This is a genomic window from Pseudarthrobacter sp. AL07 (assembly GCF_029960665.1).
GTDB lineage: Bacteria > Actinomycetota > Actinomycetes > Actinomycetales > Micrococcaceae > Arthrobacter.
In genome coordinates this window covers 87,889-106,194 of sequence record NZ_JASBRB010000011.1, presented here as the reverse complement: position 1 = coordinate 106,194, position 18,306 = coordinate 87,889, and the positions used below count along the sequence as shown (strand labels likewise).

The window sequence follows — 18,306 nt, the reverse complement described above, 5'->3', positions numbered from 1 at the left end:
ACCCCCGCCACATGGTGCCGATCCAGTTGAAGAACTTCACGCCGGTGGGGACCGCAATCAGCATGGTCATGAAAGCGAAGAACGGCAGCAGGACCGAACCGGTCACGTACATGTGGTGCGCCCATACGGTCACGGACAGGGCTGCAATGGCGATTGTCGCGTAGACCAGGCCCTTGTAGCCGAAGATGGGCTTCCGGCTGAAGACCGGGAAGATCTCGGACACGATGCCGAAGAACGGCAGCGCGATGATGTACACCTCCGGGTGACCGAAGAACCAGAACAGGTGCTGCCACAGCACCGCGCCGCCGTTTTCCGGATCGAAGATGTGTGCACCGAAGCGGCGGTCGGCTCCGAGTGCGAACAGTGCGGCAGCCAGCGGCGGGAAGGCCATCAGCACGAGGATGGACGTCACCAGGGCGTTCCAGGTGAAGATGGGCATCCGCCACATGGTCATGCCCGGAGCGCGCATGCAGATGATGGTGGTGATGAAGTTGACCGCACCCAGGATGGTGCCGAATCCGGACAGCGCCAGGCCGAAGACCCAGAGGTCACCGCCGATGCCTGGGCTGAACGTGGTGTTGGACAGCGGCGCGTAAGCGAACCAGCCGAACGACGCCGCACCCTGGGGGGTGATGAAGCCGGACACCGCGATGGTGGAGCCGAAGAGGAAGAACCAGAAGGCCAGGGCGTTCAGCCGTGGGAACGCGACATCGGGGGCCCCGATCTGCAGCGGCATGATGACGTTGGTGAAGCCGGCGAACAGCGGGGTGGCGAACATCAGCAGCATGACGGTGCCGTGCATCGTGAACAGCTGGTTGTACTGCTCCTTGGTCTGCAAGATCTGCATGCCAGGTTCGAACAGTTCAGCCCGAATGAGCAGAGCCATGACGCCACCGAGGCAGAAGAACACAAATGAGGCGATCAGGTACATGTACCCGATGGTCTTGTGGTCGGTGGAGGTGATCCAGTTGACGACGATGCGTCCCTTGGACTTAGGAACTACGGGAGCCTCTAAGGTTCCGGCAGGTGCGGTCTGGGTATAAGTAGCCACGTCGCTCCCCTTACTTAATTTCGTTCAGGTTCGGGTTGCGGTCATACTCTTCGCCGAGGAGTCCGGTATTGCCGTCTGCCTTGAGCTTGTCCAGGTGAGCCTGGAATTCGGCTTCGGAGACAACCTTGACGCGGAACAGCATTTCGGAGTGGTACTCACCACAGAGCTCGGCGCACTTGCCGTCGTAGGTTCCCTCTTTGGTGGGTGTGAACCTGATGTAGTTAGTCTTGCCGGGTATCATGTCGCGCTTCTGGAGGAAGGCGGGAACCCAGAAAGAGTGGATGACATCGCGGGAGTTCAGCTCGAGGTCCACAGACTTTCCAACCGGCAGGTAGAGCGTCGGCAGCGCTTCCTTATTGATGGTGTTACCGGTCAGGTGTGCTTGGACACCTGCCTCGTAGACATCCTCGGTGACGACATCGCCGGACTTGTAGTTGAAGTCCCAGGCCCACTGCTTGCCGCGGACGTCAACAACGACGTCGGCGGGCTTGGAGCGGTCATCGATGGCCTGCTGGTCGCGGTCGGTGAAGTAGAAGAACACCAGGACCATGAACAGCGGGATGGTCAGGTAAAAGACCTCCAGCGGGAGATTAAAGCTGGTCTGCCGCGGGAAACCCATGGTGCCCTTGCGGCGGCGGTAGGCGACAAGGCACCAAACGATCAAGCCCCACGTGATGATGCCCACAACAAGGGCTGCAATCCATGAGTTGACCCAGAGGTCCATGATCCGGTCAGTGTGATTGGTGGTGCCACGCTCGGTGGGCAGCCACCCCTTCTCTACCTCTGGCGAACATCCAGTCAAAACCAACGCGCCGGCAACTGCCAAGCCTGAGATCGTAGTGATCGTTTTGCGTCGGCTGCCGGTTCGGTTCTGCGAACTCACAGACGGCCCTTCCTACTTGTTGCTGTTGCCCGGCCACCCAAGGGGCCGGCCGGGCACACTAAAAGTTTTACTACTCGGTGTAGAGCTTACCGCTCTGCCGGGCGTTTCGCCCACATGTCGGCGCCGTGCCTCCGCGCCGTTTTTGGCGGACGGAATGCAGGCGCCGGCATCGGGCGAAAGAACCGGGTCAGTGGAACGAATCACCACAGGCGCAGGAGCCACCGGCATTGGGGTTGTCGATGGTGAAGCCCTGCTTGGAGATGGTGTCCTCGAAGTCGATGCTGGCTCCACTGAGGTACGGCACGCTCATCTTGTCCACCACGACTTCGACACCGTCATAGTCGCGGACGGCATCTCCTTCGAGGAGGCGCTCGTCGAAGTACAGCTGGTAAATGAGGCCGGAGCAGCCGCCGGGCTGGACGGCAACGCGGAGGCGGAGATCGGTCCGGCCTTCCTGCTCCAGGAGGCTGCGCACCTTGCCTGCTGCGACGTCGGTCAGTTTGACCTCGTGTGCGGCCAGTTCATCGCTGGCAGCGCTGGTGGTCTCGGTGATGTTCTCGTTGGTTGCGGTGCTCATTTGGCCTACCTTAGGACGGTCCTGGCGGCCCCGCGTCAGCGGTGCCTGCCCCTACGGATACGGTACGGGCTATAGCTACATGCTACGTCGGTCAGCCCTGTAGCTCTAACTCCTGACGTAACCCAGCCTGTCCGCTGATTGTTCCCAACGGTGGAGGAATGCCTGCATCAGAGCGGCATGGGATTCAGGCCAGGCCTTCTGCATTCAGCCGGGCAAGCAGCAGCGCCTCGGCAACCACAGCATTCTTGAAATCACCAATGTGAAGGGACTCGTTGGCGCTGTGGGCACGGGAATCTGGATCCTCAACACCGGTCACGAGGATCTGGACGTCCGGATAAACATCCATCAGGTCCGCGATGAACGGAATTGACCCGCCGATTCCAGTCTCCACGGCCGGAACGCCCCAGGCCTCCCCCAGCGCCCACATGGCGAACGTCGCCGCCGTTGAAGATGTATCCGCGAGGAACGATTTTCCACTTTCCCCGGGAGTGAACACCACCTTTGCCCCAAAGGGTGCATTGGTCTGGACGTGGCGCTGAACGGCTTCCATCGCTGCCGCCGGATCCTGGCCAGGCGCCAGGCGCAGGCTGAACTTGGCACGCGCCCGTGGCAGGAGCGTATTTGAGGCCACGTCCACGGCGGGAGCATCGAAGCCGATGATGGACAGCGCGGGCTTGGTCCACAGCCGGGCGGCGATGCTGCCCGTGCCGGCGAGCCGGACGCCGTCGAGAACGGAGGAATCGGCACGGTACTCCGCTTCGGTGAGCTCTACGCCGACGTTGTCATTTGATACCAGGCCTTCGATGGCCACGTTGCCGTCTGCATCGTGCAAGGTGGCAATCAAACGGGACAGCAGGGTTGGCGCGTCCAGTACGGGGCCGCCGAACATGCCCGAGTGGACAGCATGCTCCAGCACCTGAACTTCAATGGTTCCGTCCACAAGGCCGCGCAGGCTGGTGGTAAGGGCGGGAATGCCCACCTTCCAGTTGCTGGAGTCGGCCACCACGATCACATCGGCCTTCAGTAGTTCCCGGTGCGTTTCCAGGAACGAACGGAAGGTGGGAGAACCGGCTTCCTCCTCCCCTTCGAAGAAAAACGTCACGCCAAGCCCGAATTCCGCGCCCAGCACCTCGGTCGCTGCGGCATAGGCGGCCACATGGGCCATGATCCCGGCCTTGTCGTCTGCAGCGCCGCGTCCGTACAACCTGCCGTTCCGTTCGACGGCGGCAAAAGGCTCTGTTTCCCACAGCGCCGGATCTCCGGGCGGCTGGACATCGTGGTGGGCGTACAGCAGGATGGTCGGTTTCCCTGCCGCCGCCTGGCGGCGTGCGACGACGGCAGGGCCGCCGGGAGTGCCGTCGTCCTTGTTACTGCGCAGGATCTGGACATCCTCCACGCCGGCAGTGCGTAACAGTTCCGCTACGGCCTGCGCGCTGGCTTCCAAGGGGGCAGGATCGAAACTGGGCCAGGCGATGCCGGGAATGGCCACAAGTTCCTTGAGCCGGTCGAGGGTGGTATCGAAGGAAGCTGCGACGGATAACCTGAGTCCGTCCGCGTCGATGGCCGGCGCAGGGTGACCGGAGCCGGGCATGTCGGCGTCTGACGGGTTGGCTGCTGGAGTGGGAGTCATGGCGAACACAATACCCGCGCCGAAACTCCGTGTGCCGCAAGGTATTCTGTTCACGTGTTCGGACGTAAAAAGGAAGCGCCAACGGCGCAGCAATCAATAGACCAGCAGGCCGCCGAAGCGGCAGCCCGGCAGGATGCCGCGTTGGGCAAGGGTGCGCCCACGCCCAAGCGCAAAGCCCAGGAGGCCGCCCGTAAACGGCCTCTGGTGCCGGAGGACCGCAAGGCGTCCAAGGCCGTTGAGCGCCAGGCCATCCAGGACCAGCGGACCAAAATGCGTCAGGCGCTCGATACGGGTGATGAGAAATTCCTGCCCTTGCGCGACAAGGGACCGCAAAAGCGTTATGCCCGCGACTACGTGGATGCGCGCTTCAGCCTGGGCGAATACCTGATGTTCGGCGCCTTGGTATTTGTCATCATTTCCCTGATCGTGCCGGCTTCGAGCGAGCAGATGGTTTATGTCCTGGGCGGTTTCTGGGTGATGTTCCTGGCCGTCTTTGTGGATGTGTTCATTCTGTCCCGGCAGCTCCGCAAGAAGCTGACCGAGAAGTTCGGCGAGGTTGAGCGTGGCACCGTCTGGTACGGCTCCATGCGCTCCCTGCAGTTCCGCAAACTGCGCCTGCCCAAACCGCTGGTGAAGCGCGGGCAATACCCGTCCTGATGTGCAGGCCGGGCCAGACCCGGCAGCACTCCTCCCTTAGACAACGAAAACCCCGGCAGTCAGACTGCCGGGGTTTTGTTGCCTAATTAACTGTTGCGTTGGGCTTTCGCCAGGCCGCGGTTGATCCGGGACGCCCAGAAGGGCCCCTCGTACAGGAAGGCCGTGTAGCCCTGGACCAGCGTGGCCCCGGCATCCAGGCGGTCCTGGACGTCTTTGGCCGTCTCGACGCCGCCGACCGCCACCAGCGTGATCGCACCCCCAGTGGCCTCCCTGAGGCGGCGAAGGACTTCCAAGGAACGCTGCTTCAGCGGTGCCCCGGACAGGCCCCCGGCACCACATTCCTCCACTTTCGCAGCCGGCGACGACAGCCCCTCACGCCCGATGGTGGTATTGGTGGCGATAATGCCGTCCAGCTTAAGGTCCAGGGCCAGCTTGGCGACGTCGTCGATGTCCTCATCGCTGAGATCCGGTGCGATCTTCACCAGCAGCGGGACGTGCCGGCCAGCCGCCTTGTCCGCCTCGTGCCCCACTGCGGTCAGCAGCGGACGGAGGGTCTGGACATCCTGCAGGAGGCGCAGCCCGGGCGTGTTGGGTGAGCTGACATTGACTACCAGATAGTCCGCGGCCGGCGCCAGGCTCCTTGCACTGATCAGGTAATCGGCCACGGCGTCGTCGAGTTCCACCACCTTGCTCTTGCCAATGTTCACCCCGATCACGGGGCGCACTGTGGGAAGCCGGCGCTGCAGCGCCGCGCGTGCCGCTTTGAGGCGCGGTTCGACGGCGGCCGCGCCATCGTTGTTGAACCCCATCCGGTTAATGACAGCCCGGTCCTCGATCAGCCTGAAAAGGCGTGGCTTCTCGTTGCCCGGCTGCGCCTGCCCGGTGATGGTTCCTACTTCGACATGGCCAAAGCCAAGTTCGGTGAGGGCCTCGATGCCGAATCCCTCCTTGTCGAACCCGGCTGCGAGGCCGAACGGGGACGGGAAGGTCAGCCCGAAGGCAGAAGTCTGCAGTGAGGCCGCGGGCGCCGTGAACCGGTGCAGCAGCCGTCCTGCGCCGGAAGCATGGGCAAGCTTGATTCCCTTGAATCCGATCTTGTGGGCGCGTTCCGCGTCCATCCACGAAAAGGCCAGCCTGAAGAATGTCGGATATACGCGCATGGCTCTAGTTTTCCGTCTCGGACGGTCCAGACCAAACCGGGCCGCCATACACGCGACCCCGGCTAGCATAAAGCCATGAGGTGGCAGCCAGATATCCTCGGTGCTGGCTTCGAAGCCTGCACCTTCGAGGCCGGGGGCGACGACGGCGTCCAGCGCACCGCCACGCTGGTGCGCTTCCGTCCGGCGAACGAACCGGCGGCCACCGGCCGGCGACGGACCGTGCTGTTCCTCCATGGTTGGAGCGACTACTTCTTCAATGTGGACCTCGCCCGGTTCTGGACGGGCCGGGGCTACGAGTTCTACGCCCTGGACATGCACAACCACGGCCGCAGCCTGCGCCCGGAAACGCCGGGCGGCTACGTGGCGAACCTGGCGGACTATGACGCCGAGATCGAGGCGGCCATCGCCATCATCCGGGCCGACGCGCACCCCCCGGAGGTGGAGGCCGGGATCTCCCTTACGCTGATGGGCCACTCCACCGGCGGCCTGGTGGCCGCCCTCTTTGTCAGCAAGCACCCCGGAGCAGCCTCCCAGCTGGTCCTGAACAGTCCATGGCTGGAGATGCACGGCAGCTCGCTGGTGCGCCGTGCTGCGTCCACGATGGTGGGGCCCGTGGCGCGTTTCCGGCCGGAGGCTGTTTTGCGCCTGCCCGAGCGGGGGTTCTATTGGCGGACCATCAGCAGTTCAGCCGACGGCGAGTGGCCGCTTGACGACAGGTTCCGGCCGCCCATGGCGTTTCCGCTCCGCGCGGGCTGGCTCAGCGCCATCCTGGCCGGCCACACCAAGGTGGCCCGTGGCCTGGACATCGACATACCCATCCTGGTGCTGCTTTCCCGGGGCAGCGCCACCGGGCCGTTCTGGTCCGAGGAAATGCGGCGCACCGACGCGGTACTGGACGTCAACATCATCGCCCTCCGCGCCCTGACACTGGGGGGCAGCGTCACGGTGGAACGGATCGACGGCGCGCTCCACGACGTTTTCCTCTCCCCTGCCAAAGTGCGGGCCGACGCCTATGCGCGGCTCGCCCGCTGGCTCCGGGGTTACGGTACGGCTGAACCGGGCGAGGCGTCCACGGCGCCGCCGTAGCGCCGGTCCCGCTGGGCGTAGATTTCGACGGCGTCCCACAGGGTCCGCCGGTCGACGTCGGGCCACAGCGTGTCCATAAAGACGAACTCAGCGTACGCCGACTGCCACAGCAGGAAGTTGGAGAGCCGCTGCTCCCCCGAGCTCCGCAGGAACAGGTCCACGTCCGGCAGGTCCGGCTCGTCGAGGAACTTCTGGATGGTTTTCTCGGTGATGGCACCGGGCTTGAGCCGGCCTGCGGCAACCTCGGCTGCTATGGCCGATACTGCGTCTGTGATTTCCGCCCGGCCGCCGTAATTAACACACATGGTCAACGTGCAGGTGCTGTTGCCCGCGGTAAATTCCTCGGCCTCTTCAAGTTCGCGGATCACCGAGCCCCACAGCCTGGGACGCCGGCCGGACCACCGCACGCGGACACCCCACTCGTCCAGCTGGTTTCGCTGCCTTCGTAGCACGTCCTTGTTAAAACCCATCAGGAAGCGGACCTCCTCCGGTGAGCGGCGCCAGTTTTCGGTGGAGAATGCATAGACGCTCACGAACTCGATGCCCAATTCGATGGCGCCCGCCACGACATCCAGGAGGGCAGGCTCGCCCGCCTTGTGACCCTCGATCCGCGGCAGGCCCCGCTGGTTGGCCCAACGGCCGTTTCCGTCCATCACAATAGCGACATGGCGGGGGACGAATTCGGCGGGAATCGCCGGGGCAACCGCGCCTGAAGGGTGCGGATACGGTGCCACCGCAGGGGTGGTCCGTTGCCGCGAAGGACTCATCTTTTTTCCCAAGGCCACTGTCAGCCACGCTCCACATGTTTGAGGGATTTCAGGACACGTTCAAGGTGCCATTGCAGGTATACGGCCACCAGTCCCGCAGCCTCCCGGCGGTGCGGCACCTGCGAACCGTCCGCCGTCGTCCAGTCCCCCGTCAGCAAGGCACCCAGCAGCACGACGGTCTCTGCCGCCGGCGCAGGCGAACCCGGTGGCCTGCAGTCGGCGCAGACCATGCCGCCGAGGGGAGCTGAAAACGCCGTATGGGGGCCGGGCCGGCCGCAGCGGGCACAGTTGGTGAAACTCGGCGCCCAGCCGCCGGTGGCGAGAGCGCGCAGGAGATAGGAATCGAGAATCAGTCCGGGCGCATGTTCGGCCCGGCTCAGCGAGGCCAGCGCACCCACCAGCAAGTTGTACTGGGCGGTGCCGGCTTCGCCGTCTACATCCGTCAGTTTCTCCGCAGTTTCAGTCATGGCAGCGGCCACGGTGTAACGGCCATAGTCTGCGGCGATGTTGCTGCCGTAGCCGCCCTTGGCAACCGCCTGGGTGACGATGTCCAGTGTCTTTCCGGAGACGAGCTGCAGGTCTGCAACCATAAAGGGCTCCAGCCGCGCCCCAAACTTGCTGCTGGTCCGCCGTACTCCCTTGGCGACGGCGCGGATCTGGCCGTGGTGCTTGGTCAGCAGGGTGATGATGCGGTCGGCTTCTCCCAGCTTGTGGGTACGGAGCACCACGGCGTCATCCCGGTAAGACCGGGCAGCAAAGGATTGTTGGACCACGGTTAATCTTCGCACTGAGTTCCGGAAAGCCGGCGATGCCGGTGCGTTGCGCGCCGTGATTCCCGGCGCGCAACGCATTCCGAATCAGGCGCGGGAATCCCGGATGGCCCGGTTGACCGCGGAAATGACGGCCTTGAGCGAGGACATGCTGGTGTTGGCATCGATTCCGACACCCCACAGGACCCGCTCCCCCACGGCGCACTCGACGTAGGCTGCGGCCATGGCGCTGCCGCCTTCGGAAAGGGCATGCTCGCTGTAGTCCAGCACCCGGACATCCACGCCGTCCTCGCGCAGGATGCTCAACAGCGCGGCGATGGGCCCGTTTCCGGCGCCCGTGCGACGGGCCTGGACGCCGTCAACGGTGAGCGAGGCGTGCAGGGTCATCCCGCCGTCGTCATCTGTTTCGGTGCTGACCGAACCGAGCGAGTAACGGCCCCACTGGCCGTCCGTCTGGCCGGAGGGCAGGTACTCATCCTGGAAATGCTGCCACAACTGGGCGCCGCTGACTTCGCCGCCCACGGTATCGGTCTTCTTCTGAATGACGCCCGAGAATTCCATCTGTGCGCGGCGCGGCAGGTCCAGGCTGTGTTCGTTCTTGAGCAGGTAGGCCACGCCACCCTTGCCGGACTGCGAGTTGACACGGATGACGGCCTCGTAGCTGCGGCCCAGGTCCTTGGGGTCAACGGGCAGGTACGGAACCTGCCAGGTGAAGTCCGCAACGTCCTTGCCCGCGGCGGCAGCATCCTTCTCGAGCGCCTCGAAGCCCTTCTTGATGGCGTCCTGGTGCGAGCCTGAGAATGCGGTAAACACGAGGTCGCCGCCGTAGGGGGAACGCTCTGCGACGGGGAGCTGGTTGCAGTACTCCACCGTGCGCCGGATCTCGTCGATGTCGGAGAAATCGATCATGGGATCGATGCCCTGCACGAACATGTTCAGGCCCAGGGTGACGAGGTCCACGTTGCCGGTCCGCTCGCCGTTGCCGAACAGGCAGCCCTCGATCCGGTCCGCGCCGGCCAGGTACCCCAGCTCGGCGGCGGCCACGCCGGTGCCCCGGTCATTGTGCGGGTGCAGGGACAGGATGATGCCTTCGCGCGGGTGCAGGTTCCGGCTCATCCACTCAATGGAATCGGCGTAAACGTTCGGAGTGGCCATTTCCACCGTGGCGGGCAGGTTGATGATGACCTGGCTGTCGGCGGATGCTTCGAAGACGTCGGCGATGGCGTTGCAGACCCGGACGGCATAGTCCAGTTCGGTTCCGGTGAACGACTCCGGCGAGTATTCATAGGTGATATGCGTGTCGACGAGGGTTTCCTCGTACTTCTTGCACAGCCGGGCGCCCTGGAGTGCGATGTCCAGAATGCCGTCCTGGTCCTGGTTGAACACCACGCGGCGCTGCAGGACGGACGTTGAGTTGTACAGGTGGACAATCGCCTGCTTAGCGCCGACCAAGGACTCATAGGTCCGTTCGATCAGGTGCTCGCGTGCCTGGGTGAGGACCTGGATCGTGACGTCGTCCGGGATGTGGTTTCCGACGATGAGCTGGCGGACAAAGTCGAAATCGGTCTGCGAAGCAGACGGGAAGCCGACTTCAATTTCCTTGTAACCCATGCGGACCAGCAGATCGAACATCTTCATCTTGCGGGCAGGGCTCATCGGGTCGATCAGCGCCTGGTTGCCGTCACGCAGGTCCACGGCGCACCAGCGCGGGGCTTTGGTGATGACCTTGTCCGGCCACGTGCGGTCAGGCAGTTCAACGGTGATCAGATCCTGGAACGGCGTGTAGCGGTGGACGGGCATTCCGGAGGGCTTCTGTGCGTTTCGCATTACTATCGGGGCCTTTTCTGTGGTTCAAATCTGAAAGGGTGGCCGGGCAACACAAACTCCGCGACGAGGATGGGCCTTGCGCTAGATCGCGTCTGAGGCCTCGCCGCGGCAGCTAAGAAGGAGCAGTTCTGCGCGCACCATTTGAGGGTAGCACGCGTGCGTAAGATGAGAGGGCGCCACCGTCCTTATCGTCCAACATGCAGACGCCGCGCCGGTGCCAGCGCCGGCCGCGGCACGTCACACGAAGGAGCTTTTGTGCCCATCTCGGGGATCGATCTGTCCAACATTGACCACACCGTCAGGCCGCAGGACGACCTGTACCAGCACGTGAACGGGTCCTGGCTCAAGGCCACGGAAATTCCGGATGACCGGCCACTCGAGGGAACATTCACCGCACTGCGTGACGGAGCGGAAATCGCGGTCCGGGACATCATCGAGGAAGCAGCCGCCAAAGGTGAGGCCGCCAGCGGGATAGAACGGAAGGTGGGCGAGCTCTACAACAGCTTTATGGACGAAGCCACCGTGGAGGCCAAGGGTATGGAGCCCATCGGCGGTCGCCTGGCCGACGTGTTCGCCACCACCACGGTTGCCGACCTTGTGGCCTTGGCCGGGCGCCTGTTCCGGTCAGACGTTTCCGGGCTCTTCTACATCTACCCGGCTCCGGACGCGGGCAACCCGGACCGCATCCTGCTCTATACCGGCCAGGGCGGCCTCGGACTGCCGGACGAGTCCTACTACCGGGAAGAAAAGTTCGCCCCCATGGTCAAGGCCTATGGCGAGCATGTCCGGACCATGTTCACGCTGGCAGGGGTGGCCGATCCGGAGCCTGCGGCCGCACGCGTCGTTGCCCTCGAAACCAGCCTCGCATCCCACCACTGGGACAACGTCACCCTGCGCGACCCGCAGAAGACCTATAACCTCAAGTCCGCTGAGGAAGCGGCCACCCTGTTCCCGCTCCTTAACACCTGGTTCGAAGCTGCCGGGATCGACGCCGACAAGCGCAACGAGATCGTAGTAAGCACACCGGACTTCTTCAGTGGGGCCGCCGGCCTGCTGGAGTCCGAACCGCTCTCCGTGTGGCAGGAGTGGCTGGCCCTGCGCATTGTCAACGGTGCGGCGCCCTACCTGTCCTCCGAGTTCGTGGATGCCAATTTTGCCTTCTACGGAACAACCATCAGCGGCACGCCCCGGAACAAGGACCGCTGGAAGCGGGCTGTCGCCGTCGTCGAAGCCGCACTCGGTGAGGCCGTTGGGCAGATCTACGTCTCGAAGCACTTCCCCGAAACCCACAAAGCCCGCATGCAGACCCTGGTGGCCAACCTGATCGAGGCCTACCGGCAGTCCATCACAGGCCTTGCGTGGATGGGTGCGGATACCAAGGCTGAGGCGCTGCGGAAGCTGGAGGCTTTCCGCGCCAAGATCGGCTACCCCGACAAGTGGATCGATTACTCCGCGGTGGAAATCGACCCGCTGGACCTTTTGGGGAATGTTGAGCGGGCCCACAATGCCGACGTCGACCGCCACCTGGATGAGGTGGGCAAACCGGTGGACCTTAACAAGTGGCTCATGACACCGCAGACGGTCAACGCGTACTACCATCCGATGCTCAACGAGATCGTCTTCCCGGCCGCTATCCTGCAGCCACCGTTCTTCACAGCCGACGCCGACGACGCCGTTAATTACGGTGGCATTGGAGCGGTGATCGGCCACGAGATCGGCCACGGTTTTGATGACCAGGGGTCGCAGTTCGACGGCGGCGGCGCGCTGCGGAACTGGTGGACCGAGGATGACAGGACGGCCTTTGAGGAGCTCACGGCGAAGCTGGTGGCACAGTTCGACGCGTTGTCGCCGTATGCCGCGCCAGCGCACAACGTCAACGGCAAGCTAACCCTCGGGGAAAACATCGGCGACCTCGGTGGCCTGACCATTGCCTACAAGGCTTATCTCCTCAGCCTCGATGGCAGGGAACCCGAGGTGCTGGACGGGCTAACGGGGCAGCAGCGGTTCTTCGCGTCCTGGGCGGCCGGCTGGCGGCAGGTGATCCGGTCTGAAGAGGCCATCAGGAGGCTCGCCACGGATCCCCACTCCCCCAACGAGTTCAGAACCAACGCCATCGCCCGGAACCTGGACGCCTTCCACGAGGCCTTTGGCGTGACCGAGCACGACGGCATGTGGATGCCCCCGGAAGCCCGCGTCAGCATCTGGTAATCTTCCCGGTGTCTGCTGGGTTCTGCCGTCAGCCCTGGACGATCAGCACCGGGTTGGCCTGCTGGCACACTGTATCGCCGGCCGTCTGGTTGACGATGTCCTCTGGCAGGGCGGTGCCCGCGCCGGCGCTGTAGGTTGCCCCGGTGCTGAAGTCAGTTCCAAGGTAGACCTGGACTCCCGCGACGCGGGGTGCCGGCTGGACCTGGACGGCCGGGATCCCGAGCAGCGCAGCCACATCGGCTGCGACGTCGGCGAATTCAGTACCGTAGTAGACAACGCTCTGCGCGACAGGTGCGGCTTGCAGTGGCCCGGATTGGGTGAAACCGCCGGTGATCAAGGCCTGCACGATTTCCTCGGCGCGTCCCGGGATGCCGCTGCCGTTGGCCACGGTGACTGGCTGCAGCGCCTTGTCATACGGCGGCACAGCCGGGGCTGTTTCTGTGGGCGGGGCTGTCGTTTCTGTCGGCGCCGAGGTAGGAGTGGTGGGAGCTGTTGGATCCGTGAGGTCCACGTCTTCGCGGAGTGCCGCAAACAGCTGTGACCCTGCGGGCTCCGCAATCTGCAGGCGGTTGATGTCCGTGGTTGCCGGTGCGTTGGGCACGGCCACAAACGCCACCTTGCTGATGTCGATGTCCTTCAGCCGGCTACCAATACTCACGAGCGACGGCACGGAGGCCAGCCCCTCATCCACGGTGAGGTTCTTCGTCACAACATCGGCAATGTTCAGCATTTTAGAGGGGTCGGACAGTGTGCCGTCGTCCTTGATCTTGCGCGTAAGGGAGGACAGGAATCCCTGCTGTGCCCTGATCCGGCCGAGATCGCCGCCGTCGGCGAAGGCGTGCCTGGTCCGCAGGAAGGCAAGGGCCATTTCGCCCTTGACCGAGGACGTGCCCTTCGGCAGGCGCAGCCGGGAGTCCGGATCGTAGACCGCGTCACTGATGCACACGTCAACGCCGCCCACCGTGTTGGAAAGTTCCTTCACGGCGGTAAAGTCCGCCATCATGAAGTGATCGATCTCCAGGCCAGTCAGTTTGTTGACCGTGTCTACGGCGCAGCCGATTCCTGCTTCATTCATGGCCTCGTTGATCATGACACCGCTGCGGGCAGGATACGTCCGTTTGGTCTTCTGGTCGGTGCACTCCGGAATATCGACCAGCAGGTCCCGGGGGAAGCTGATGACGCTGACGCGTTTGTTGTCGGCCGAGACGTCCATCAGCATCATAACGTCGGACTTGCCGTACCCGGTTGAGTCGTCCGCAGAGCCGTACTCCGCGTTTGCGCCGTCCCTGGTATCCGAGCCCAGGATCAGGATCTGCATCCGCTCCGATTTGTCTGCCTCGGGGTTCCCGGTGCCACCGGCGTTCAGCGGCGAAGTCGTGATGTTGGACTGAAGTCGAAAATACCAATACCCGGCAAAACCAAGACCGCCGACCACCAGGATGGTCACCACTGCGGTAGTCACCTTCAGCCACGCCCGCATCCGGCTGCGGGAGCCGAGATGCCGGGCAACGCCGACGGCTGTGGCATCAGCGTGGCGGGAGACAGGACCGGTCCCGGCTGACGCGTCAGCTCCGTACTCGCGATTGTCGCGGCCTCGCCCCATGTGTGGTACCTTCCTCGAAAAAATTGAACCCGGCCTATTTTAGTCGCCCAGTCTGGGAACTTCCCGACGACCGGCCGGGGCATGGTGTATGGGCCGCGTCAGAAACCCAGCTTGACCAGCTGCTTAGGGTCACGCTGCCAGTCCTTTGCCACCTTCACATGCAGGTCAAGGTAGATACGGGCGCCGAGCAGCGCCTCGATCCCCTTGCGGGCGGTGGTACCGACTTCGCGGAGACGTGCGCCGCCTTTGCCGATGATGATGGCCTTCTGCGACGGACGCTCCACATAAAGGTTGACCCGGACGTCGAGGAAGGGCCTGTCTTCGGGCCGGCCTTCACGCGGAACAATCTCATCAACGACGACCGCCAGTGAGTGGGGCAGTTCGTCCCTTACACCTTCGAGGGCCGCTTCCCGGATGAGTTCCGCGATCATCACAGCTTCGGGTTCGTCCGTCAGGTGGCCATCCGGATACAGGGGCGGCGATGCTGGCATGTGGCTGATCAGGACGTCTGCGAGGGTGTCGACCTGGAACCCGTCGGTGGCGGAAACGGGCACGATGTCTTTCCAGCCGTCCTCGCCTATGACATCCCTGCCCAATGCGGCGACGGCGAGCAACTGCTCCGTGAGCGCCTGCCGGTCCACCGTGTCCGCCTTGGTGACGACCGCGATGACCGGCTTGTTGCCGATGGCTGCGAGCTGCGCGGCGATGTATTTGTCGCCCGGGCCGATCTTCTCGTTGGCGGGAAGGCAGAAGCCGATCGCGTCGACCTCGGCGAGCGTGTCGGCGACGAGTTCGTTCAACCGTTTTCCCAGCAGGGTACGGGGGCGGTGCAGGCCAGGCGTATCAACCAGGATCAACTGGGCGTCATCGCGGTGCACGATCCCTCGGATGGTGTGCCGCGTGGTCTGCGGCTTGGCGGAAGTGATCGCCACCTTCTGGCCCACCAGGGCGTTCGTCAGGGTTGATTTTCCCGCGTTCGGCCGCCCCACGAGGACCGCAAAGCCCGCCCTGTATCCGCCGAACTCTGTTGCGGCTGAATCCGGGCTGGCCGGACGACTATTTTTCTTGCTCACGTGGAACTCCCTGCTGGGTTGCTTCCGCCTCGTCGAGGACGTCTTCAAGGTCAGTGTTTGTCTTTGGTGCTGCTGCGGCAATGATGTGGCTGACGCGGTTGCGGCGGCCCTCGAGCCGTTCGGCGAGCAGCGAGATGCCATCCACCTCCACGTGGCTGCCCACAATGGGAACGCGGCCCAGTGCCTTGGCCAGCAGCCCGCCCACGGTGTCAACTTCCTCGTCTTCGAGCTCTATGTCGAACAGTTCTCCGAGGTCATCGATGCTCATCCGGGCGCTCACGCGGTACGAACCACTGCCCAGGGCCACGGCCTCGGCGCTTTCTGTGTCATATTCGTCCACGATTTCGCCGACGATTTCCTCGATGAGGTCTTCGAGGGTGACAAGGCCGGCCGTGCCACCGTATTCGTCGATCACGATGGCCACGTGTGTAGACTCCTTCTGCAGCTCCCGGAGGAGGTCGCTGACCGGCTTGGACTCCGGGACGTACCGCACCTCGCGGGCCAAGGTTTCGACCGGGGGTGGCTCGTCGTCGGGCCCCAGCTCATGAAGCGTCGCCGCAACGTCCTTGAGGTAGACAATTCCGAGGATCTGGTCCGTGTTGTCGCGGATCACGGGGATCCGCGAGTAGCCCGACCGCAGGAACATCGACATGGCCCGTCTGAGACTGGAACCGGCGTCGATGCTGAGGATATCGGTTCTGGGCACCATTACGGCGCGCACCAGGGTATCGCCGAAGTCAAAGACTGATTGGATCATTTCCGCTTCGGTGTCTTCGATCATGTCCGATTCAGAGGCCCGGTCCACGAGCTCGCGGAATTCCTGTTCGCTGAAGAACGCGTCATCACCGGCAGGGGCGCCGGGAGCGACGGCACTGCCCAGTGCCACAAGCCACCCGGGAATGGGACCGAGGATCCACGTCAGGAACCTGATCAGCGACGCCGTATACCGGACCACAGCGGCCGAATGGAGCCTGCCGATCTGCCGCGGGGAAACTCCCACGATGACGAAGCCGAGCAAGGCCATGATCCCGGTTGCGGCAAGCCCGGCCAGCCAGACGTTGTCCAGCAGGCTGTGGAGCAGCACAGCCACCGCCACGGCTGAAGCCATCTCGAACCAGACCCGCCAGAACCTCAAGGCCCGGATGTGGGCCACCGGCTGGGCCAGGATGCGCTGCATGGCGTTTCCGCGGCTTTTCAGCAGCGCGTCTTCCGCGTCATGCCGGGAAAGAAATGTGAACGCGGCCTCGGCTGCGGTCAGGACTGCTGCGGTGCTGAGGAACGCCAGGGCCATGCCGACAAGGAGCAGAGGCGTCACTGCGTGGTCTCGGCGGGTGCTTCTTTGCCGGTGAAGCCGGAAAGCAGCTGGCGCTGGAGGCCGAACATCTCTTCCTTTTCCTCGGGCTCTGCGTGGTCATAGCCGAGCAGGTGGAGGATTCCGTGGGTGGTCAGCAGCAGCATCTCATCCTGCAGGGAATGCCTGGCGTTGACTGCCTGCACCTGCGCCACCTGGGGGCACACGGCAATGTCACCCAGCATCCCTTGTGGAGTGGGCCGGTCCGGCGTACCGGGAGTCAGTTCGTCCATGGGAACCGAGAGCACATCGGTGGATCCGGGCTCGTCCATGAGTTCGATGTGGAGCTTTTCCATGGCTGGTTCATCCACCAGGAGAATGGAGAGTTCAGCCTGCGGGTGGATAAACAACTGCTCGAAAACGTACCGGGACAGTGCCACGAGCGCGGCTTCATCAACCTGGATGCCGGATTCGTTGTTAACCTCAATGCTCACGCGTTTTCCCCCCGCTTTTCCCGGCTCACCGAGTGTTTGACTTTGCTCCGCTGGACGTCGTCCCAGAGACTGTAGGCACGCACGATGTCACCCACAAGGCGGTGGCGGACCACGTCAGTGGAGTCCAGAACGGTGAAGTTCACGTCCTCGATTCCCTGCAGGATCTCCTCTACTATCCGCAGGCCCGACCGGGTACCAAAGGGAAGGTCCACCTGGGTGACGTCGCCGGTGACCACCATTTTGGATCCGAAGCCCAAGCGCGTCAGAAACATCTTCATCTGTTCCGGTGTGGTGTTCTGTGCTTCGTCCAGAATGATGAAGGCGTCATTGAGCGTGCGCCCGCGCATGTAGGCCAGCGGCGCCACTTCGATGGTTCCCGCCGCCATCAGCCGCGGGATGGACTCGGGGTCCATCATGTCGTGCAGCGCGTCGTACAGCGGGCGCAGGTAGGGATCGATCTTGTCGCTCAGTGTGCCCGGCAGGAATCCCAGCCGTTCGCCGGCCTCGACCGCGGGCCTGGTCAGGATGATTCGGCTGACTTCCTTCTGCTGCAGGGCCTGGACAGCCTTGGCCATCGCGAGGTACGTCTTACCCGTGCCTGCAGGGCCAATCCCGAAAATCACGGTGTTCGCGTCAATCGCGTCCACGTAGTTCTTCTGGTTCAGGGTTTTGGGCCGGATGGTCTTCCCCCGGCTGGAGAGGATGTCATGGGTGAGGACATCCACAGGGTTCTGCAATGACTGGCTGCGCAGCAGCGCTACGAGCTGGTGCAGCACCGCGGGGCTTATGACGGTGCCGCGGGCCACGAGGCCGCGCACTTCGTGCAGGAGCCGCATAATGCGCGGAACTTCGTTGGCGGGGCCACTGATGGACAGTTCGTTTCCACGGACGTGGAAATTGACCGACGGGAACTGCTCTTCGATGTAACGCAAGGCCTCGTCATGGCTGCCGAGCGATTGGACCATCTGGTCGGAGTTGTCAAAGAGAACCACCTCCGTCCGGACACCGGGAAGTGAATGGGGGAATTCTCCGGCGGCGCGGTCGGTATTGAGCCGGCGCTTTCCGTTCGCTGATTCAGTCATGGTGCTGGCCCGCAGGCCCGGGGTCTCCTCCAGTTCGAAACTTAAAGTGCCGCCGGCTGCTGCGTGGGCGGGGCTGTTGCCGAGCACGCGGGAGCCAGCGGAGTCCTTCCATCTTACGCCAGGAGGCACCTCCCGGCAGCGCCCGGC

General features: G+C 63.7%; 16 protein-coding genes. 3 read left to right on the top strand and 13 right to left on the bottom strand.

Going from position 1 to position 18,306, the window contains the following annotated elements; translation table 11 throughout:
- From QK290_RS11145 to QK290_RS11130, 4 genes are all read right to left on the bottom strand, one after another.
- Positions 1-1,051: cbb3-type cytochrome c oxidase subunit I (locus QK290_RS11145; RefSeq protein ID WP_282330720.1), on the bottom strand; the 1,051-nt coding region annotated here is incomplete at its 3' end.
- 10 nt (positions 1,052-1,061) lie between these two features.
- Complete coding sequence (coxB, locus tag QK290_RS11140) at positions 1,062-1,934, bottom strand: cytochrome c oxidase subunit II (protein ID WP_282330719.1); 873 nt, start codon at positions 1,932-1,934, stop codon at positions 1,062-1,064.
- Between the two features lie 187 nt (positions 1,935-2,121).
- On the bottom strand, positions 2,122-2,511 hold the full coding sequence (locus QK290_RS11135) for an iron-sulfur cluster assembly accessory protein (RefSeq protein WP_282330718.1): 390 nt from the start codon (positions 2,509-2,511) through the stop codon (positions 2,122-2,124).
- Positions 2,512-2,695: 184 nt separating this feature from the next.
- Positions 2,696-4,102 (bottom strand): dipeptidase, encoded by a 1,407-nt coding sequence (locus tag QK290_RS11130; protein WP_282330725.1) that lies wholly within the window; start codon positions 4,100-4,102, stop codon positions 2,696-2,698.
- Between the two features lie 93 nt (positions 4,103-4,195).
- On the opposite strand from QK290_RS11130, the gene QK290_RS11125 reads away from it, so the two are divergent.
- Positions 4,196-4,798 (top strand): DUF3043 domain-containing protein, encoded by a 603-nt coding sequence (locus QK290_RS11125; protein WP_185260594.1) that lies wholly within the window; start codon positions 4,196-4,198, stop codon positions 4,796-4,798.
- A gap of 86 nt (positions 4,799-4,884) precedes the next feature.
- Here the strand turns inward: QK290_RS11125 and QK290_RS11120 are convergent, their stop codons facing one another.
- Entirely contained in the window at positions 4,885-5,958 is a 1,074-nt protein-coding gene (locus QK290_RS11120; protein WP_282330717.1) for a quinone-dependent dihydroorotate dehydrogenase, read from the bottom strand.
- 75 nt (positions 5,959-6,033) lie between these two features.
- Between QK290_RS11120 and QK290_RS11115 the strand changes: the two genes are divergently transcribed.
- On the top strand, positions 6,034-7,044 hold the full coding sequence (locus QK290_RS11115; RefSeq protein ID WP_282330716.1) for an alpha/beta hydrolase: 1,011 nt from the start codon (positions 6,034-6,036) through the stop codon (positions 7,042-7,044).
- Here the strand turns inward: QK290_RS11115 and QK290_RS11110 are convergent.
- From QK290_RS11110 to leuA, 3 genes are all read right to left on the bottom strand, one after another.
- Positions 6,999-7,829 carry an isoprenyl transferase gene (locus tag QK290_RS11110; protein WP_282330715.1) on the bottom strand — a complete coding sequence of 277 codons (831 nt, stop codon included), beginning with the start codon at positions 7,827-7,829 and terminating at the stop codon, positions 6,999-7,001. The genes QK290_RS11115 and QK290_RS11110 overlap by 46 nt on opposite strands.
- A gap of 2 nt (positions 7,830-7,831) precedes the next feature.
- Entirely contained in the window at positions 7,832-8,584 is a 753-nt protein-coding gene (gene recO / locus QK290_RS11105; RefSeq protein ID WP_282330714.1) for a DNA repair protein RecO, read from the bottom strand.
- Positions 8,585-8,668: 84 nt separating this feature from the next.
- Positions 8,669-10,408 carry a 2-isopropylmalate synthase gene (leuA, locus tag QK290_RS11100; protein WP_282330713.1) on the bottom strand — a complete coding sequence of 580 codons (1,740 nt, stop codon included), beginning with the start codon at positions 10,406-10,408 and terminating at the stop codon, positions 8,669-8,671.
- A gap of 255 nt (positions 10,409-10,663) precedes the next feature.
- Between leuA and QK290_RS11095 the strand changes: the two genes are divergently transcribed.
- Positions 10,664-12,616, top strand: coding sequence for a M13-type metalloendopeptidase (locus QK290_RS11095; RefSeq protein ID WP_282330712.1), 1,953 nt, complete (start codon positions 10,664-10,666; stop codon positions 12,614-12,616).
- Between the two features lie 28 nt (positions 12,617-12,644).
- Here QK290_RS11095 and QK290_RS11090 read toward each other — a convergent pair whose 3' ends face one another.
- The 5 genes from QK290_RS11090 to QK290_RS11070 form a co-directional block, all read right to left on the bottom strand.
- On the bottom strand, positions 12,645-14,219 hold the full coding sequence (locus QK290_RS11090) for an LCP family protein (protein WP_282330711.1): 1,575 nt from the start codon (positions 14,217-14,219) through the stop codon (positions 12,645-12,647).
- Positions 14,220-14,317: 98 nt separating this feature from the next.
- A complete protein-coding gene (era, locus tag QK290_RS11085) occupies positions 14,318-15,292 on the bottom strand; it encodes a GTPase Era (protein ID WP_185260602.1) in 975 nt (324 codons plus the stop codon).
- A complete protein-coding gene (locus tag QK290_RS11080; RefSeq protein ID WP_282330710.1) occupies positions 15,276-16,607 on the bottom strand; it encodes a hemolysin family protein in 1,332 nt (443 codons plus the stop codon). Before QK290_RS11080 ends, era begins: the two co-directional genes overlap by 17 nt.
- Positions 16,604-17,077: an rRNA maturation RNase YbeY gene (ybeY, locus tag QK290_RS11075; protein ID WP_282330709.1), complete on the bottom strand. Its 474-nt coding sequence runs from the start codon at positions 17,075-17,077 to the stop codon at positions 16,604-16,606. The genes QK290_RS11080 and ybeY overlap by 4 nt, the downstream gene beginning before the upstream one ends.
- Positions 17,074-18,159 carry a PhoH family protein gene (locus QK290_RS11070; RefSeq protein WP_282330724.1) on the bottom strand — a complete coding sequence of 362 codons (1,086 nt, stop codon included), beginning with the start codon at positions 18,157-18,159 and terminating at the stop codon, positions 17,074-17,076. Before QK290_RS11070 ends, ybeY begins: the two co-directional genes overlap by 4 nt.
- Positions 18,160-18,306 lie beyond the last annotated feature (147 nt).

Bases quoted from the DNA above. Each gene is read 5' to 3' on its own strand.
- QK290_RS11135 (WP_282330718.1), bottom strand. From the start codon at position 2,511: ATGAGCACCGCAACCAACGAGAACATCACCGAGACCACCAGCGCTGCC.
- QK290_RS11130 (WP_282330725.1), bottom strand. From the start codon at position 4,102: ATGCCCGGCTCCGGTCACCCTGCGCCGGCCATCGACGCGGACGGACTC.
- QK290_RS11120 (WP_282330717.1), bottom strand. From the start codon at position 5,958: ATGCGCGTATATCCGACATTCTTCAGGCTGGCCTTTTCGTGGATGGAC.
- QK290_RS11115 (WP_282330716.1), top strand. From the start codon at position 6,034: ATGAGGTGGCAGCCAGATATCCTCGGTGCTGGCTTCGAAGCCTGCACC.
- leuA (WP_282330713.1), bottom strand. From the start codon at position 10,408: ATGCGAAACGCACAGAAGCCCTCCGGAATGCCCGTCCACCGCTACACG.
- QK290_RS11090 (WP_282330711.1), bottom strand. From the start codon at position 14,219: ATGGGGCGAGGCCGCGACAATCGCGAGTACGGAGCTGACGCGTCAGCC.
- QK290_RS11070 (WP_282330724.1), bottom strand. From the start codon at position 18,159: ATGACTGAATCAGCGAACGGAAAGCGCCGGCTCAATACCGACCGCGCC.